General features: G+C 74.5%; 14 protein-coding genes and 1 tRNA gene. 9 read left to right on the top strand and 6 right to left on the bottom strand.

The annotated features are described in order from the left end of the window. Window positions 1-129: 129 nt before the first annotated feature. Window positions 130-990, bottom strand: coding sequence for a phosphatase PAP2 family protein (locus ACIRQ7_RS32110; RefSeq protein ID WP_136939917.1), 861 nt, complete (start codon window positions 988-990; stop codon window positions 130-132). A 110-nt stretch (window positions 991-1,100) separates the two neighbouring features. On the opposite strand from ACIRQ7_RS32110, the gene ACIRQ7_RS32105 reads away from it, so the two are divergent. From ACIRQ7_RS32105 to ACIRQ7_RS32080, 6 genes are all read left to right on the top strand, one after another. Beyond that, on the top strand, window positions 1,101-1,787 hold the full coding sequence (locus tag ACIRQ7_RS32105) for a hypothetical protein (protein ID WP_404266111.1): 687 nt from the start codon (window positions 1,101-1,103) through the stop codon (window positions 1,785-1,787). A 79-nt stretch (window positions 1,788-1,866) separates the two neighbouring features. Continuing rightward, entirely contained in the window at window positions 1,867-2,940 is a 1,074-nt protein-coding gene (locus ACIRQ7_RS32100) for an o-succinylbenzoate synthase (protein ID WP_136939916.1), read from the top strand. Window positions 2,941-3,170: 230 nt separating this feature from the next. Then, the gene (locus ACIRQ7_RS32095) at window positions 3,171-5,312 is read left to right on the top strand and encodes a PhoX family protein (RefSeq protein WP_404266125.1); all 2,142 of its coding nucleotides are present in this window, start codon (window positions 3,171-3,173) and stop codon (window positions 5,310-5,312) included. A gap of 116 nt (window positions 5,313-5,428) precedes the next feature. After that, entirely contained in the window at window positions 5,429-7,366 is a 1,938-nt protein-coding gene (menD, locus tag ACIRQ7_RS32090) for a 2-succinyl-5-enolpyruvyl-6-hydroxy-3-cyclohexene-1-carboxylic-acid synthase (protein WP_041104939.1), read from the top strand. After that, window positions 7,363-8,763 carry a geranylgeranyl reductase family protein gene (locus ACIRQ7_RS32085; RefSeq protein WP_082836653.1) on the top strand — a complete coding sequence of 467 codons (1,401 nt, stop codon included), beginning with the start codon at window positions 7,363-7,365 and terminating at the stop codon, window positions 8,761-8,763. Before menD ends, ACIRQ7_RS32085 begins: the two co-directional genes overlap by 4 nt. A 23-nt stretch (window positions 8,764-8,786) precedes the next feature. After that, on the top strand, window positions 8,787-9,824 hold the full coding sequence (locus ACIRQ7_RS32080; RefSeq protein WP_205810822.1) for a polyprenyl synthetase family protein: 1,038 nt from the start codon (window positions 8,787-8,789) through the stop codon (window positions 9,822-9,824). Window positions 9,825-9,867: 43 nt separating this feature from the next. On the opposite strand, the gene ACIRQ7_RS32075 is transcribed toward ACIRQ7_RS32080, so the two are convergent. The 3 genes from ACIRQ7_RS32075 to rarD are packed head-to-tail and all read right to left on the bottom strand — an operon-like array spanning window position 9,868 to window position 11,876. After that, window positions 9,868-10,365 carry an HIT family protein gene (locus ACIRQ7_RS32075; protein ID WP_070709449.1) on the bottom strand — a complete coding sequence of 166 codons (498 nt, stop codon included), beginning with the start codon at window positions 10,363-10,365 and terminating at the stop codon, window positions 9,868-9,870. Continuing rightward, the gene (locus tag ACIRQ7_RS32070) at window positions 10,362-10,856 is read right to left on the bottom strand and encodes a hypothetical protein (RefSeq protein ID WP_063189755.1); all 495 of its coding nucleotides are present in this window, start codon (window positions 10,854-10,856) and stop codon (window positions 10,362-10,364) included. The genes ACIRQ7_RS32075 and ACIRQ7_RS32070 overlap by 4 nt, the downstream gene beginning before the upstream one ends. A gap of 9 nt (window positions 10,857-10,865) precedes the next feature. Continuing rightward, complete coding sequence (rarD, locus tag ACIRQ7_RS32065) at window positions 10,866-11,876, bottom strand: EamA family transporter RarD (RefSeq protein ID WP_223247463.1); 1,011 nt, start codon at window positions 11,874-11,876, stop codon at window positions 10,866-10,868. 151 nt (window positions 11,877-12,027) lie between these two features. On the opposite strand from rarD, the gene ACIRQ7_RS32060 reads away from it, so the two are divergent. Together ACIRQ7_RS32060 and ACIRQ7_RS32055 are read left to right on the top strand one after the other, a co-directional pair. Continuing rightward, window positions 12,028-13,446 carry an FAD-dependent oxidoreductase gene (locus tag ACIRQ7_RS32060; protein WP_404266110.1) on the top strand — a complete coding sequence of 473 codons (1,419 nt, stop codon included), beginning with the start codon at window positions 12,028-12,030 and terminating at the stop codon, window positions 13,444-13,446. Between the two features lie 41 nt (window positions 13,447-13,487). Then, on the top strand, window positions 13,488-14,783 hold the full coding sequence (locus ACIRQ7_RS32055) for an MFS transporter (protein WP_036317676.1): 1,296 nt from the start codon (window positions 13,488-13,490) through the stop codon (window positions 14,781-14,783). A gap of 187 nt (window positions 14,784-14,970) precedes the next feature. On the opposite strand, the gene ACIRQ7_RS32050 is transcribed toward ACIRQ7_RS32055, so the two are convergent. Further along, window positions 14,971-15,474, bottom strand: coding sequence for a hypothetical protein (locus tag ACIRQ7_RS32050; protein WP_036317679.1), 504 nt, complete (start codon window positions 15,472-15,474; stop codon window positions 14,971-14,973). Window positions 15,475-15,514: 40 nt separating this feature from the next. Then, the gene (locus ACIRQ7_RS32045) at window positions 15,515-16,003 is read right to left on the bottom strand and encodes a YajQ family cyclic di-GMP-binding protein (RefSeq protein ID WP_036317682.1); all 489 of its coding nucleotides are present in this window, start codon (window positions 16,001-16,003) and stop codon (window positions 15,515-15,517) included. Between the two features lie 209 nt (window positions 16,004-16,212). Between ACIRQ7_RS32045 and ACIRQ7_RS32040 the strand changes: the two genes are divergently transcribed. Next, window positions 16,213-16,294, top strand: a tRNA-Tyr gene (locus ACIRQ7_RS32040). Window positions 16,295-16,401: the final 107 nt, after the last annotated feature.

Raw genomic sequence — 16,401 nt, 5'->3', positions numbered from 1 at the left:
GCCCCGGTTGCTCCGCGCGCCCCCCCCGCCCCCCCCCCCCCCCGGGCGCGCCGTGGGGGGGGGGGCCCCTGCCGGGGCTCGGCCCCCCACCCCCCTGGGCTCGTCGTCTGGTGGGCGTGCGGGGAGGGGTCAGTCCGCGCGGCCGCGGCGGAAGGCCGTGCCGAGCGCGCCCCACAGCAGGACCGCGGGGGAGGCGCTGAGCAGGATCCCGGCCGGCTCGGCCGCCGGGTGGGGGCCGGCGCCGCTGGTCGCGGGGGTGTCGAGGGTGAGGGCCAGCAGCGTCAGCCCGGCCGCCAGGCCCGCGACGCCCAGGGACCAGAGCGTGGCCTCCACGCCGCGGGCGCCGCGCGGTGCGGGCCGCGGTGCGCCGTCGTACCGGGCGAACGGCACGGCGAGCAGGCCCCAGGCGGCGGACACGAGCGCCGCGGCGGCCATGTCCGACGGCCGGTGCCAGGCCTCCGTGTAGGCGACGGCGCCGGTGCAGGAGCTCACCACGGCGCCGAGGACGGTGGTGAGAGGTCGCCACCGGGCGGGCACGAGCAGCAGCGCGGCCACCGCGGCGCCCGTCGCGAGCGTCATGTGGCCCGAGGGCAGTGAGTTGCCGCCGGACCACGGGACCCCGTCGGCGTGCTCGGGCCGCGGAAGCGCCGCCTTGAGCAGCTGCGTGGTGAGGTTGGACCCGGCCAGCACGAGGAGGGCGAGCAGCCCCCGCCGCCGCCACCGGGCCACGGCGAGCGCGCCGAGCGAGGCCAGCGCCATGCCGACCGCCAGCCCGAGCGGCAGGATCCGCACCACCTGGGAGGTCACGTCCGGCACGGTGTCCCCGTAGCGCTCCTCGACGGCGCGGAACACCTGGTACTCGAGCACCTGGCCGGCGGAGGACCACACCAGGGCGGCGTAGACCAGCACGACGCCGGCCACGCACGCGGCCAGCGCCAGCCACCACGTCCACGAGGGGAGGCGGCGCGGGGCGCGGGTGGTGGGGGGCATGGGTTCCATTGTGTCGGACGCGCAGCCGTCATGCAGGCTTCATCGGACGGTCACGCCTCCGTCGCCGTCCCGTCCTCCGCGCCCCTGAGCCGCCTGCCTAGCCTGGGGCCATGACCCGCGTGCCCCCCGCCCACGGACATCGCCCGGCCCTCCGCGACTCCACCGGCTCGGCGCCCGGCCCGGGCGTCGAACCGGGCGCCCGGCCCCGTCTCTCGGCCGAGGACCTGCTGGCCGCCCGGGACGCCCTGGCCCCGTTCGGCCGGCTGAGCCGGCAGGAGCCCATCGAGTGGGCCGCCGAGGAGCCCCTCGCCCCGGACCTGGCCGACTTCTACCGCTACGTGGGGCCGGAGTGGCTGGAGATCGACACCCTCGGCCTGCCCGTGATGTTCTTCCCGCTGGACCGCCTCTGGGACGAGCAGGCCGGCTACCGGTGGAACCACCGCACCGGTGCCCTGCTGGTGGACTGGAACGACGACTGGACCGTGGTGGCCAAGCAGGGCGCCGACCCGTTCATCCACGCGGCCTCCACCGGTCAGGTGCTCATGGCCCCGGGAGACGAGGGCTGGGAGGACCGCCTGGACGAGCCGCGACCGGTCTTCCGGGACCTCACCGAGATGACCCGCGCGCTCGCGGCCGTGGGCACGGCGTGGGCGCGCTTCGACGACCCGTTCACCGCCGACTGGCATCTCACCGAGGAGGTGACGACCGCCGTCGTCGCCGGCCTGGAGGAGGTGCTCGGCGCCCACGACCGCGCCGTGGACCTGGCCCGAGCCCTCGGCTACCTCCGCGCCGTCTGAGCGTCGGCGCCGCCGCGGGAGCCCCACCCCGCCGGCGCCCGTCGGAACGGGAGCCGAGCGCCCTTCCTACACTGGCCGCATGAGCACCGCCCCCGCCCTGCCCCCGCTGCCCGGCGCGCCGGGCGGTCCCGCCCTGCCGAGCATCGAGGAGCTGCTGGCCGACGCCGTCGCGGTCGCCCTGCCGATGCGCGTGCGGTTCCGCGGCACGGACCTGCGCCACGCCCTGCTGCTGCGCGGCCCGGCGGGCTGGGCCGAGTTCTCCCCGTTCCCGGAGTACGGTCCGCACGAGTGCGCCGCGTGGCTGGCCGCCGCGATCGAGGCCGGCTGGCAGGACTGGCCCGCCCCGGTCCGCGAGACGGTCCCCGTCAACGCCACCGTGCCCGCGGTGGCCGCGGACGACGTCGAGGCCGTCCTGGCCCGCTACGGCGACGGCATCACCGCGGTCAAGGTCAAGGTGGCCGAGCACGGCCCCGAGGGCGAGCTCGTCCCCGGCAGCCGCGAGGCCGACCTGGCCCGCGTGCGGCGGGTGCGCGCGCTGCTGCCCCACGCGCAGGTCCGCGTCGACGCCAACGCCGGCTGGACGCCCACCGAGGCCGTGGACGTGCTCACCGCGCTGGCCGACGTGGGCCTCGAGTACGCGGAGCAGCCCGTGCCCGGCATCACCGACCTCGCGGAGGTCCGCGCGGAGCTGCGCGCCCGGGGCGTCCCCACCCCGATCGCCGCGGACGAGGCGGTCCGCAAGGCCGAGGACCCCCTCGCCGTCGCGGCCGCCGGGGCCGCGGACCTGATCGTGGTGAAGGTCCAGCCGCTCGGGGGCGTGCGCCGGGCCGCGGCGATCGTGGCGGCCGCGGGGCTGCCCGCGGTGGTCTCCTCAGCGCTGGACACCTCCGTGGGCATCGCCGGCGGCGCCGCGCTCGCCGCCTGCCTGCCGTCCCTGCCGCACGCATGCGGGCTCGGCACCGCGGCCCTCTTCGAGCACGACGTCGTCGCCCCGGCCTGGGGCCCCCGCGCGGGGGCCCTCCCGGCACCGGGGGAGCGGGCACCCGCCCCCGACCCGGGCCTGCTCGACCGCGTCCGGGCGGACGGGACGCGGCAGGCGTGGTGGGCCGACCGCCTGCGCGCGGCCCACGCGGTGCTGGCCGCGCAGGGCTGACGAGCCCGCCCGGTCCCCGTCGACGCGGGGCATGTGAGCCGGATTACAGCATGTCGACGGGGCGAAATCCGGCGGCCGGGAAGAGTTCAACTCGCGGCCACCTGGGCGTGGCTCGCCGCTCGGAGCGAGGGGCCAAGGTGATGGCGGCCCCGGCCGGTCTCACCCCGGGGTCGTCTCCGGCCCGGCACCGGACCCCGGACCATCCCCACGACGCGAAGGACCCCGTCATGCTGAAGCGCCTCCTCCCCATGGCCGGCCACACCCGTGGCAACCGCTCCGCCGTCACGTGCGAGCTCAAGTGCGGCAACGCGTGCGCCCACCCGGTGCCCAACACCTCGGCGAACCCGACCTTCCAGCAGATCGCGGAGACCGCCATCTCGCGCCGCTCCGCCCTGGTCGGCGGCACCGGTCTCGCCGCCGCCGTCGTCATCGGCTCCCAGGTGGCCCAGGCCCCCGAGGCGCTCGCGGACAACGGCCGGCGCCCGACCGGCGGCGGCAAGCTCCCCTTCGAGCCCATCGCGCCGGTGAGCCGCACCGTGGACACCATGACCGTGCCGGAGGGCTACGACTGGGGCACCGTGATCCGCTGGGGCGACCCGCTGTTCGCCGACTCCCCGGAGTTCGACATCGAGCACCAGACCGGTGCGTCGCAGGCCGCCCAGTTCGGCTACAACAACGACTACCTGAACATCATCACCGACGGCGGCAACGACCGCTCCGGCTACCTCGTCTCCAACCACGAGTACACCAACGAGAACATCATGTTCTCCCCGGAGTACATCGCCTCGAACTTCGAGGACGTCGTCAACGTCGGCCTCCAGGCCCACGGCCTGTCCATCGTGGACCTCAAGCGCGCCAAGCGCGGCGCCCCGTGGGAGTACGTCCGCGGCGGCCGCCGCAACCGCCGCATCACCGGCACCACCGAGTTCGAGGTCCGCGGCCCGGCCGCCGGCCACGCGCTGCTCAAGACCGTCGAGGACCCGACCGGCACCCGCGTGCTGGGCACCCTGAACAACTGCGCCGGCGGCACCACCCCGTGGGGCACCGTGCTCTCCGGCGAGGAGAACTTCAACCAGTACTTCAAGGGCCGCGGCACGGCCGAGGAGAAGCGCTACGGCATCTCCGCCGCCGCCACCAGCCGCGGCTGGGAGAAGGTCCACGACCGCTTCGACCTGACCAAGCCCGGCTACGAGAACGAGGCCAACCGCTTCGGCTGGGTCGTCGAGATCGACCCCGAGGACCCGACCTCCACGCCCGTGAAGCACACCCTCCTGGGCCGCTTCAAGCACGAGGCCGGCACCGCCGTGATCTCCCCGTCCGGCCACGCCGTGGTCTACTCCGGCGACGACGAGCGCCACGACTACCTGTACAAGTTCGTCTCCGCCGAGAAGGTCCGCGAGGGCGACAAGAAGCACAACATGCGCCTGATGGACAAGGGCACCCTCTACGTGGCCAAGTTCTCCGGCGACTCCCCGGCCGCCCAGATCGACGGCAGGGGCACCCTGCCCTCGGACGGCGCCTTCGACGGCTCCGGCGAGTGGATCGCCCTGGCCGACGAGAAGACGTCCTTCGTCCCGGGCATGTCCCTGGCCGAGGTCCTCGTCTACACCCGCCTCGCGGCAGACAAGATGGGCGCCACCAAGATGGACCGCCCGGAGGACGTCGAGACCAACCCGGTCACCGGCAAGGTCTACGCGGCCCTGACCAACAACACCAAGCGCACCGCCGTGGACGAGGCCAACCCGGTCATCGGCAACCGCGACGGCCACGTCATCGAGATCACCGAGCGGGGCGGGGATCACACCTCCACCACCTTCACCTGGGTCATCCTGCTGCTCGCCGGCGACCCGGCGGTCTCCTCCTCGGCCTACTTCGCCGGCTACCCGAAGGAGAAGGTCTCCCCGATCTCCTGCCCGGACAACCTGGCGTTCGACTCCGAGGGCAACCTCTGGATCTCCACCGACGGCCAGCCCGGCACCATCGGCTACGCCGACGCGCTGCACAAGGTCACCCTCGACGGCGCCGAGCGCGGCCGCGTCCAGCAGTTCCTCGCCGTCCCCCGCGACGCCGAGACCTGCGGCCCCGTGATCCACGACCGCGACAACTCCGTGTTCGTCAACGTCCAGCACCCGGGCGAGGACGGCACCTGGGGCGCGCACACCTCCTACTTCCCGGACTTCCTGAGCCCGACTGGCCCGGTCCAGGTGGGCGACAAGGTCGCGGCCCCGCGTCCGTGCGTCGTCCAGGTGTTCAACGCCACCGGGAACAACGGCATCGGCAAGGGCGCCGGCAAGGAGAAGGGCAACAAGGGCAAGGGCAACGGCAACGGCAACGGCAAGGGCAACGGCAACGGCAAGGGCCCGAAGGGCTGACCCCCGCCTCCGCGAGGACCCTCGACGAGGCCGTCACGGCCGGCGCCACCGCGTCACCGTGGCGGCCTCGCCGCGTCCGGGGCCCGTCCGCGCCCGGGCCTAGACTGGTGGCCACCATGACCTCCGTCGACTCCCTCTCCGTGGCGCGCGCCGTCGCCACCGCCCTGATCGACGCCGGCATGCGGGACGCGGTGGTCTGCCCCGGCTCCCGCTCCGCCCCGCTGGCTTACGCGCTCGCGGCCCTCGAGCGCGCCGGCGAGGTCCGCCTGCACGTGCGGGTGGACGAGCGCTCGGCCGGCTTCCTCGCCCACGGGCTCTCGCTGGCCTCGGGGCGCCCGGTGGGCGTGCTGACCACCTCGGGCACCGCCGTCGGGAACCTGCTGCCCGCCCTGATGGAGTCCATCCACGCCGGCACGCGCGTGATCGCGCTGACCGCGGATCGTCCGCCCGAGCTGCACGGCACCGGCGCGAACCAGACCACGGACCAGAGGGGCGTGTTCGGCACGCACGTCCGCCATGCCGCCTCCCTCGGCTGCGACGCCGCCGACGGCGTGGATGCCGAGCAGCATCTGCGCCACGTGCGGGCCACCGTGCGCCGGGCCCTGCTGGCGGCCGAGGGGGTCGTCGCCGAGGCCGGTTCCGACGACGGCGCGCCCGGTCCGGTGACGATGGCAGAGGCCCCGGCCGGGCCGGTCCACCTGAACCTGCACTTCCGCGACCCGCTCGTGCCGAGTCCTGAGGAGGCGGCCGCCATGGGCGCCGCCGCGGCGCCGCACACCCCTGCTCCGGCCGTCGCCCCGACCGGCGCGAGCCCGGCCGCCGCCGCGTCGGCCTACCGGGCGCCCGGGGCGGTGCTCTCGGGGCTGCCCGAGCTGGACGTCGCCCGCCTGGACCAGCGGCGCACCGTCGTGCTGGCCTGCCACGGCGCCGGCCCCGTGGCCGCGGCCTTCGCGCTGTCCCTGGGCCTGCCCCTGCTGGCCGAGCCGTCGTCGAACGCGCGGTTCTCCGCCAACGCCATCGCCGCCTATCCGCTCCTGCTGGGCGCGGCCGGCGGGCGCGACGCGGACGCACACCCCCTTGCCGCCCGCATCGAACGGGTCGTGCTGTTCGGCCGGCCCACGCTCACCCGGACGGTCAACGCCCTGCTGGCCCGCCCCGACGTCGCCACGGCCCTGCACGCCCCCGAGCCCGCACCATGGTTCGAGCCGGGCCGGCGCCGGGAGACGCCCGTGGAGACCCTCGAGGAGCTCGCCGCCTTCGCCGGGCAGGGCGAGCCCGGCTGGCTCGCCGCGTGGCAGCACGCCTCGATGCGCGCCCAGGCCGCCGTGGAGGACGCGCTCGTCACCACCGACGCCGGCGACCGGCTCAGCCCGCAGACGGTGGCGCACGTGAGCGCCGCCATGGTCCGGGGTCCGCTCGTGCTGGGCTCGTCCTCGGTGATCCGGGACGTGGACCTGACCTGGCGGCCCCCCTCGGCGCCGGACGCGGAGGTGTACGCCAACCGCGGGCTCGCCGGGATCGACGGGACCGTCTCCACGGCCGCGGGCGTCGCACTGGCGCGCGGACGGCGGACCGTGGCCCTGCTCGGCGACCTCACCGCCCTGCACGAGGCGGGCGGCCTGCTCGTGGGCCCCACCGAGACCGAGCCGGACCTCGACCTCGTGGTCGTCAACGACGACGGCGGGGCGATCTTCGCGAGCCTCGAACACGGGGCCGTGGCCGAGGCGCCCGGCATGGCGGACCCCGTCGAACGGCTCTTCGGCACCCCGCACGGCGTGGACCTGGCCGCCCTGGCCGCCGCGTACGGCCTCCCGCACACGCGGGTCACCGACCGCGTCGACCTCGTCCGGGCCCTGTCCGACCCGGTGCGCGGCCGGCGTCTGCTCGAGGTCCGCTGCGACCGCGCCGACCGCCCGCGCGTCGCCGCCGCCCTGGCCGCGGCGGTGCGCGCCACGTTCCCGCCCGCGTGCCCCGTCCCGGACCCCGCGCCGGACGCCGGCCCGGCCCCCGCCCCGCCCACCGCCGAGCTCGCCGCCGAGGAGGCCCCCCAGTGACCGGCACGCCGACGTCGCCCGCGCCCGCCTCGACCCCCGCCGTCGTGCGCCGTGCCGACGTGCTGATCTCCGGCTGCGGCCCCGCCGGCGCCACCGCCGCCGCCCACCTCGCCGCGGCGGGGCTGGACGTGGTGGTGCTCGAGAAGACCGCGCACCCGCGTGAGAAGGTCTGCGGCGACGGCCTGACCCCGCAGGCGGTCCGGGAGCTGCAGCTGCTCGGCGTGCCCCACCGGGGTGAGCCCGGCGACGACGGCGGCTGGCGCGTCATCCGCGGCCTGCGGCTGCGCGCGGGCGAGCGCAGCGTGGACGTGCCGTGGGCGCCCACCCAGACGTGGCCGGACTACGCGCTCACGCGCACCCGACGCGATTTCGACGCCCTCCTGGCGGACCTGGCGCGCACCCGCGGCGCCGAGGTCCGCGAGCGGCACGCCGTCACCGGCGTCGTGCGGGACGAGGCCGGACGCGTGGTCGGGCTGGACGCGGAGCTGATCGCGCCGAACGGCCGCAAGACCGGGGAGACCGCCCGCTTCACCGCACCGATCGTGCTCGCGTGCGACGGCGTCTCCGCCCGCGCCGCCGTCTCCGCGGGCCTGCACCGCCGCGAGGACCGGCCCATGGGCGTGGCCGTGCGGGCCTATTACACCGCCGGCGCCGCCGTCGACGGGGCGATCCCCGCCCCGCCCGGCGACCGGGGGGAGTGGATGGAGTCCTGGCTGCGCCTGCCGGATGCCGAGGGCAACCCGCTGCCCGGCTACGGCTGGCTGTTCCCGCTCGCGGACGGCACCGTGAACGTGGGCCTGGGCATCCTGGACACCTCCCCGCAGTTCGGGAAGCTGGACTACCGCGGGCTGCTGAAGTCCTGGACCGGGGCGCTCACCGCGGACTGGGGGATCGCCGAGCAGACGCGCACCTCGCGGATCCTCGGCGCGGCCCTGCCGATGGCGTTCAACCGCACCCCGCAGCACGTGCCGGGCATGCTCCTGGTGGGCGACGCGGCCGGCATGGTCTCCCCGTTCAACGGCGAGGGCATCGGGTTCGCGATGGAGGCGGCCCGCCTCGCCGCGGACCTGGCCGTGCAGGCGCACGCGGCCGGGACCGACGGCGCCGCGGACGCGATCCTGTCCCGTTACCCGGTGATCACCCAGCACCTGTGGGGCCGCCACTTCGCCCTCGGCGCCCGGTTCGCCCGCCTGATCGGCGATCCGCGGGTGATGAAGGCGGCGCTGGGCGCCGGGATGGCCGCACCCCCGCTGCTGCGGGCCGCGGTGAAGGTCATGGGCAACACGGTGGACGCGCGGGGCGGCGACGCCGTCGACCGGGCCGTCCGCGTGCTCGAGGCGCTCACCCCCGCGCTGACGACCGCGGGCGGCGCGCCGTTGGGTAGGCTTGCCCGGTGACCACCGCAGACCCCGGCTTCGCCCTGCCCTCCGGCTTCGAACCCCTCGCCGAGCACGGCCGTGTCCTGGAGGTCGTGCTGACCGCGCTCGAGCAGGTCGAGGAGCAGCTGGACACTGCCCTCGGCTTCGACGACCTGTTCTCCGACACCGCCGCCCACCACCTGCTGGCCGCCGGCGGCAAGCGGGTCCGTCCGGTCCTGACGGTGCTCGCCTCCCTCCTGGGCGACCCCGCCCTGGCCTCCGGCGAGGTCGCCGACGTGGACGCGCCCGCCCGCCAGGCCGCCGTCGTGATGGAGCTGACGCACCTGGCCACGCTGTACCACGACGACGTGATGGACGAGGCCCCCGTGCGCCGCGGCGCTCCCGCCGCCCACCGGCTGTGGGGCAACTCGGCGGCGATCCTGGCCGGCGACCTGATCTTCGCCCGCGCCTCCCAGCTCATGGCCGAGCTGGGCCCGCGGCCCGTGCAGATCCAGGCGGACACCTTCGAACGCCTCGTGCAGGGCCAGCTGTGGGAGACTCGCGGCCCGGCCGAGGGCGCGGACCCGATCGAGCACTACTACGCGGTGCTCTCCGGCAAGACCGGCTCGCTGATCGCCGCGGCCGGCATGCTCGGCGCGCTGCTGGGCGGAGCCGACGAGGCCGCCGTCCAGGTGATGCGCGCATACGGCGAGAAGGTGGGCCTGGCCTTCCAGCTCGCCGACGACCTGATCGACCTCACCGGCGACGCCGAGCGGATCGGCAAGGTCCCCGGCACGGACCTGCGCGAGCGCGTGCCCACCCTGACCACGCTGCTGCTGGCCCGCGCCGCGCAGGGCGAGGGGCCGGAGGCCGAGGACGCCCGCCGGGTGCGCGCGCTCGTGGACGGGCCGCTCGACACCGACGAGCAGCTGGCCGCCGCCGTCGCCGCGCTCACGGGCCACCCCGCCATCGACGAGGCGTGGGCGATCACCCGCGGCTGGGCGGAGCAGGCCAAGCAGGCGCTCGACCCGTTGCCGGACTCCGCCGTGAAGGCGGCGCTCGAGGCGTTCGCCGACTACGTGGTCGGGCGCTCGGCCTGACGCCGCGGTCGGCGGCGTCGCCGCCTCGATCCGGGGAGGCCGCTCAGTCCAGGCGGGTCGGGGCGGGGTCCAGCGCGGCCGCGAGCTCCCGCGCCTTGCCGGCGCGGACCTCCGGGGCCACCGGGTGGCGCAGCTGCCGGTAGAGCATGTCCCCCTCGAAGCGGGGGAACACGTGCAGGTGGTAGTGCCACACGTGCTGGTTGCCGGCGGGCTCGTTGTGCTGGCGCGTGGAGACCCCGTCCGGGGCCCACGCGCGCTTCATGGCCAGCGCCACCTGCTGGGCCATCAGGGCGATGCGCTGCAGTACGCGCGGGGGCAGGTCGTAGAGGTTCTCGTAGTGCTCGGCCGGGCAGACCATGGCGTGGCCCTCGTGGTCGCCGAACCCGTCCACGGCGATCAGCACGAGCAGGTCCTCGTCCTGGTAGACGGTGTCCCCGAGCTCGCAGCGGTTGCCCGGGTCGGAGACGTCGCTGGCCACGAGCCCGCAGAACGGGCAGACGTAGTCGTCCGGGGCGTGGGAGACCGGGGCGGGCGCGGTCACCGGTCCAGCCCCTCGCCGTCGTCCTCGGGGTCCTCGAAGGTCCACGCGAGCAGGTCCGTCAGGAACTCGCTGAAGGTGCCGCCCTCGTCCTGCCACTCGCCCTCGGGCGCGTCGGCGCCGGCGGAGCGCCGCCACACCAGCGGGTCCGGCAGCGCCAGGTTGTCCACCGGCAGGCCCCACACGACCGTCTCGTCCGCGTCCTCCAGGAACATGAGGAAGCCGTCCCGCACCTCGAGGTCCTCGGGGTCCCACACGTAGTGGTCCGTCTCCATGAGGTCGCCGCAGTTGCCCAGGGCGAGGTAGAACTCGCGGAGAGCAGCCGGGATCATGAGCCCGGCGCCGAGCTGCTCCGCCGCGGGGGACTGGGCCAGCCGGGCGTCGACGTCGGCGGGGGCGAGGCCGTCGTCCTCGGCCCAGGCGTCGCCCAGCAGGTCCGGGACGAGCCGCTGGAAGGCCGGGAGGTACACGGGGGCGGGGGGCTTGGCGGGCATGCCGCCAGTCTAGGCGTGCGCGCCCTGCCCGGCCCGGACCGCCCGACGCTGCAGGCGGGAGGCGTTCAGCTGGTCGAGGGTGAAGACCGCCAGCGAGAGCCAGATGAGCCCGAAGCCCGCCCAGCGGGCCGCGGGCATCTGCTCGCCGAGGACCGTGACCGCCACGAGGAACTGCAGGATGGGCGCCGTGTACTGCAGCATCCCGAGCGTGGTCAGCGTCAGGGAGCGGGCCGCCGCCGAGAACAGGATGAGCGGAACGGCGGTGAGCACGCCGAGCCCGGCCATGAGCCAGAAGTGGCCGGGCCCCTCGGTGACGGTGGTGAGCAGCCCGGCCTGCGCCAGCAGCACGCTGCCCACCACGAACACGGGGATCAGCACCACGGTCTCGGCGGTCATCGCGGTCACCGCGTGCACGGGGGAGGGGAAGCGCTTCTTCACGAAGCCGTAGAGCCCGAACGAGGTGGCCAGCCCGAGCGCGATCCACGGCACCTGCCCCATCGCCGCGGACATCACGACGACGGCGGCCACCGCGATCCCGACGGCCACCCACTGGCCCCGCCGCAGCCGCTCCCCGAGGAAGAGCACGCCGAGCAGGACATTCACCAGCGGGTTCATGAAGTAGCCCAGCGACGCCTGGAGCACGTTGCCCGTGGTGACCGAGACCGCGTACAGCAGCCAGTTCACCGCGATGATCCCGGCGGCCAGACCCGTGGTGCCCCAGCGGCCGGGCGTGGCCAGCGCCGTCCCCAGCTCGCGCAGGCGGCGCATCACGGTCAGCAGCAGCAGGCAGAAGATCAGGGCGAAGCCGATGCGCACCACCACGATCTCCAGGGCCCCGGCGGGCGCGAGCACCGCCATGTAGAGCGGCAGCAGGCCCCACACGAAGTAGGCGGTGAAGCCGAGGGCCAGCCCACGCGGGTCATCGGCCGGGGCGGGGGAGACGGTGGGCAGGGCGCCGGTGTCGGGGGCGGCGCCGTCGGGGGTCACGCCGGGCCGGACAGCGGGGGAGGAGGGGCTCACGCGGACCACTGTACGGTCCGGGTGAGCACTCTCACCCAGGTTCCTCCCGGTCACGGCGGTAGACTGGGGGGTCGATCCCGCGCGCCGGTGCCGGGCCTTGCCCCGCGCTCCGCCGGCGTGCCCCGCCGTCGTCGAAAAGGACCCACCCACCGTGACCGTTCGCCCTGACCGCCCGTTGCGCATCGCCATCATCGGTGCCGGACCCGCCGGGGTGTACACGGCGGACATCCTGACCAAGGAGGAACGGGACTTCCGTGTCAGCATCGACCTGTTCGACCGGTACCCGGCCCCGTTCGGTCTGATCCGTTACGGGGTGGCCCCGGACCATCCGCGCATCAAGGGCATCGTCACCGCCCTGCACAAGGTCATGGACCGCGGGGACATCCGTTTCCTGGGCAACGTGGACTACGGCACGGACCTGACGATGGCGGATCTGCGTCGGCATTACGACGCGATCGTGTTCTCCACCGGGGCTGTGCGGGACGCGGCCCTGGACGTGCCGGGGGTGGAGTTGGCCGGCTCGTTCGGTGGCGCGGATTTCGCGTCCTGGTATGACGGGCACCCGGATGTGCCGCGGCACTGGCCGTTGGAGGCCACGCAGGTGGCGGTGATCGGCAACGGGAACGTGGCCCTGGATGTGGCCCGGATCCTGTCCAAGCATGCCGAGGATCTGTTGCCCACCGAGATCCCGGACAACGTGTACCGGGACCTGGCCGCTTCCCCGGTCACGGATGTGCACGTGTTCGGTCGGCGTGGGCCGGCGCAGGTGAAGTTCACCCCGTTGGAGCTGCGGGAGCTGGCGCATTCCCGGGATGTGGACATCGTGTTGTACGAGGAGGACTTCGACTTCGATGAGGCCTCGGAGAAGGCGATCGAGGAGAACAACCAGGTCCGCACGATGGTGGGGACGTTGACGAACTGGCTCATGGAGCAGGAGGACCGTCAGCAGAGCGCCTCGCGTCGGCTGCACCTGCATTTCCTGCAGGCCCCGGAGGAGTTCCTGGACGAGGACGGGGACGGCCGGGTGGACGGTCTGCGGATGCGCCGGATGGAGTTGGACGGTTCCGGTGGGGTCCGTCCGACGGGGGAGACCGTGGACTATCCGGTGCAGGCGATCTACCGGGCCGTGGGGTATTTCGGTTCGCCCGTGGAGGGGGTGGAGTTCGATGAGGTGCGCGGGGTGATCCCGAACGCGGAGGGTCGTGTGCTGGATGCGGACGGTGCCCCGGTGCCGGGTCTGTATGCCTCGGGGTGGATCAAGCGGGGCCCGGTGGGGTTGATCGGGCACACCAAGGGTGACTCTCTGGAGACGATCACGCATCTGATCGAGGACGAGCCGGGGCTGTGGACGGCCCAGGAGCCCTCCGAGGAGTCGGTGATCGAGCTGCTCGAGTCCCGTGAGGTCCCGTACACCACGTGGGCTGGTTGGCATGCTCTGGATGAGCATGAGAAGTCCTTGGGTGCGCAGGCCACGGAGGCCGGTCCGGTGGCGCGGGAGCGGGTGAAGGTCGTGGACCGGGAGGAGATGACCCGCATCTCCCGCGACGGGGCCTCCGTCCCGACCGCCTGATCCGGGGCGGGCCCTGGCCGCCCCGGCGCTAGGCTTCCGGGGTGGCCCGCCTCCTCGTCGACATCACCCCGCTGCGGGTCTCACCCGCCTACCGGCGGCTGTGGCTCGGCAACACGCTCGCGTACGTGGGCACGCAGCTCACGCTCGTGGCGGTGTCCCTCGAGGTGTTCGCCCTGACCGGCTCCTCGTTCGCGGTGGGCCTGCTCGGCCTCGCCGCGCTCGTGCCCCTCGTGGTCGCGGGCCTGTACGGCGGCGCGATCGCGGACCGGCACGACCGCCGCCGCGTCGCACTGACCTCGTCGGCCGTCATGTGGCTGACCACGGTCGGCATCGCCGCGCAGGCCTGGGCCGGGCTCGAGTCGGTGCCGGTGCTGTACGCCCTCGTGGCCCTGCACTCCGGCGCGTCCGGCATCAACCAGCCCACCCGCGGCGCGATCATCCCCGCGCTCGTGGGCCTGCCGCTCGTGCCGGCGGCGAACGCGCTGAACATGATGACGTTCTCCGTGGCCCTGATGGTCGGCCCCGTGCTGGGCGGCGTGCTCGTGGCGGCGGTCGGCTACGCGTGGACCTACTCGATCGACGTCGTCACCTTCCTCGCCGCCCTGTACGCCGTGTGGCGGCTGCCGTCCCTGCCGCCGCAGCGGGCCGAGACCGCGACCGCCTCGGGGACGCGCTGGGGCCTGGCCTCGGTGGTCGAGGGCCTGCGCTTCCTCGGCTCGCGACCGAACCTGCGGATGACCTTCCTGGCGGACATCGTGGCTATGACGACGGCGTTCCCGCGCGCCCTGCTGCCCGCCATCGGCGCCGTGGTGCTCGGCGGCGGTGAGGCCGCCGTCGGGGTGCTGCTGGCCGCGATGGCGGCGGGCGCGTTCCTCGCGGGGCTGTTCTCCGCGCCGTTCACACGCCTGCATGCGCAGGGCTGGGGCGTGTACGTCTCGATCCTCGTGTGGGGCGCGGCGGTGGCCGCGTTCGGCGGCGTGGTGTGGTGGGCGCAGTCCCTGCCCGACGGCGATCCCCGCCTCACGCTCGCGTTCGCCCTCGCCGCGCTGTGCATGGCGGTGGGCGGGGCCGCGGATTCGCTCTCCGGCGTCTTCCGCGGCTCGATCCTGCAGTCCGCGACCCCGGACCACCTGCGCGGCCGGCTGCAGGGCGTGTTCGTCGTCGTGGTGGCGGGCGGGCCGCGCCTGGGCGAGCTGCTCACCGGCGGCGCCTCCGTGGGCCTGGGGGAGGGGCCGACCCTGCTGGCCGGCGGTGTGCTGTGCATGCTCGGCGTGACCGCGCTGATGCGGTGGCAGCCCGGCTTCCTGCGCTACGACGCGCGGAACCCCACACCCTGAGCGGGCGCGGGGTTCCGTGGCGGGAGGCTGCGAGCCCGCGACCGCCGAGGAGCGCCGAGCCAGACGTTTCTGCCCGTGAGCCAGATGATTCTGCTGCAGATCGGGCCGCGAAACCGCCGAAACGTCTGGCTCGCGGCAGCCTGAGCCGCCGTCCACGGGAGCCACCACGACGACGGCGGCCGGCGGGTCAGCGGTCGCGGTCGGCCTGGAGCGTGGCCGGCACCGCGCCGCCCAGGCGCGTCCAGTGGCGGACGAGGTCCTCGTCCGGGGCCGCCTGGAGCGTCTCGCGGGCCGCCTCCTCCGCCTTCTTGATGCGGCGCTCCAGATCCTGGTCCGCGCCCTCGTAGGCGGCCGCGTGCCGGTGGGAGCGCAGCGATCCGACGTCCTCCGTGCGACGCTCCACCACCGCGAGCTGCTCGGCGATCGCGTCCTGGTTGGCGCGCTGGGCCTTCAGGTTCGCGGGGGCGAGCACCTGGGCCACGAACCCGTGGTCGAGGAGGAGGCCGCGCGGGGCGGCGATGCCGTGACGCAGCGCGAGGTCCACATGGTCCTCGAAGGTCAGGAGCATGGCGGCCTTGGTGAACTTCAGGTCGTCGACCGGGCGGCCGTCCACGCGGGCCCGGGCCCGCGCCCGGCCGATCGTGGTGTCGGCGGACCACACGGCCCCGCGAGGGTCGATCAGGTACAGCATGGGGACTCCTGGTGGGCTCGGAGGGGAGACGGCGTGCGGATCAGCGGAAGTTCACGAACTGCAGGTCCGCGTCCTCGAAGTCCTTGAGCATCGCGATGACCGACTGCAGGTCGTCGCGGGACTTGGAGGACACGCGCAGCTCGTCCCCCTGGATCTGGGCCTTGACGGACTTGGGGCCCTCGTCGCGGATCAGCTTGGTGATCTTCTTCGCGGTGGGCTGGTCGATGCCCTCCTTCATGGTCGCCTCGATGCGGTACTCCTTGCCGGAGGCGAACGGGGCGCCGGCGTCGAGGGACTTGAGGGAGATGCCGCGCTTGACGAGCTTGGACTCGAACACGTCCTTGACGGCCTTGACGCGCTCCTCGGAGGAGGCCTTCATGAGGATCTTCTCGCCGGAGAAGTCGATCTCGGCGCCGACGCCCTTGAAGTCGTAGCGCTGGGCGATCTCCTTCTGCGCCTGGTTCAGGGCGTTGGACACCTCCTGGCTGTCCACCTTGCTGACGATGTCGAACGTGGAATCGCTGGCCACGGGTGCTCTCCTTCAGGGTCTGCGGACGGGGTGCGCCCGTCGTCGACGGCCACTGCAGGGCCGCGCGGAGCGCTCTGCGGGCCAGCCTACCGGGGACGACGGACGCGGTCCCGGGCCGATTGGCGGCGTGGCGCGGAGATGCTGTACAGTCGACTCTCGCCCGACCGGTGCGGTCGTCCTCGAGACGCCCAGCAGCCGCCGGGTGGCACGGCAGATTTCCCGAGCGGCCAAAGGGGGCTGACTGTAAATCAGCTGGCACTGCCTTCACTGGTTCGAATCCAGTATCTGCCACCGGAACGAAGACCCCGGGACCGTACGGTCCCGGGGTCTTCTGCCGTCCGGGGCCGTGGCACACCCCGCGTCCCCGCCCCGGGAGGTGGCGGCCTCCCGCCAGGCGA

This window comes from Streptomyces sp. NPDC101393, from assembly GCF_044767385.1.
Classification (GTDB): domain Bacteria; phylum Actinomycetota; class Actinomycetes; order Streptomycetales; family Streptomycetaceae; genus Streptomyces.
This window is presented reverse-complemented; position numbering and strand designations above follow the sequence as displayed.

Bases quoted from the DNA above. Each gene is read 5' to 3' on its own strand.
- ACIRQ7_RS32110 (WP_136939917.1), bottom strand. From the start codon at position 990: ATGCCCCCCACCACCCGCGCCCCGCGCCGCCTCCCCTCGTGGACGTGG.
- ACIRQ7_RS32105 (WP_404266111.1), top strand. From the start codon at position 1,101: ATGACCCGCGTGCCCCCCGCCCACGGACATCGCCCGGCCCTCCGCGAC.
- ACIRQ7_RS32100 (WP_136939916.1), top strand. From the start codon at position 1,867: ATGAGCACCGCCCCCGCCCTGCCCCCGCTGCCCGGCGCGCCGGGCGGT.
- menD (WP_041104939.1), top strand. From the start codon at position 5,429: ATGACCTCCGTCGACTCCCTCTCCGTGGCGCGCGCCGTCGCCACCGCC.
- ACIRQ7_RS32070 (WP_063189755.1), bottom strand. From the start codon at position 10,856: ATGCCCGCCAAGCCCCCCGCCCCCGTGTACCTCCCGGCCTTCCAGCGG.
- ACIRQ7_RS32050 (WP_036317679.1), bottom strand. From the start codon at position 15,474: ATGCTGTACCTGATCGACCCTCGCGGGGCCGTGTGGTCCGCCGACACC.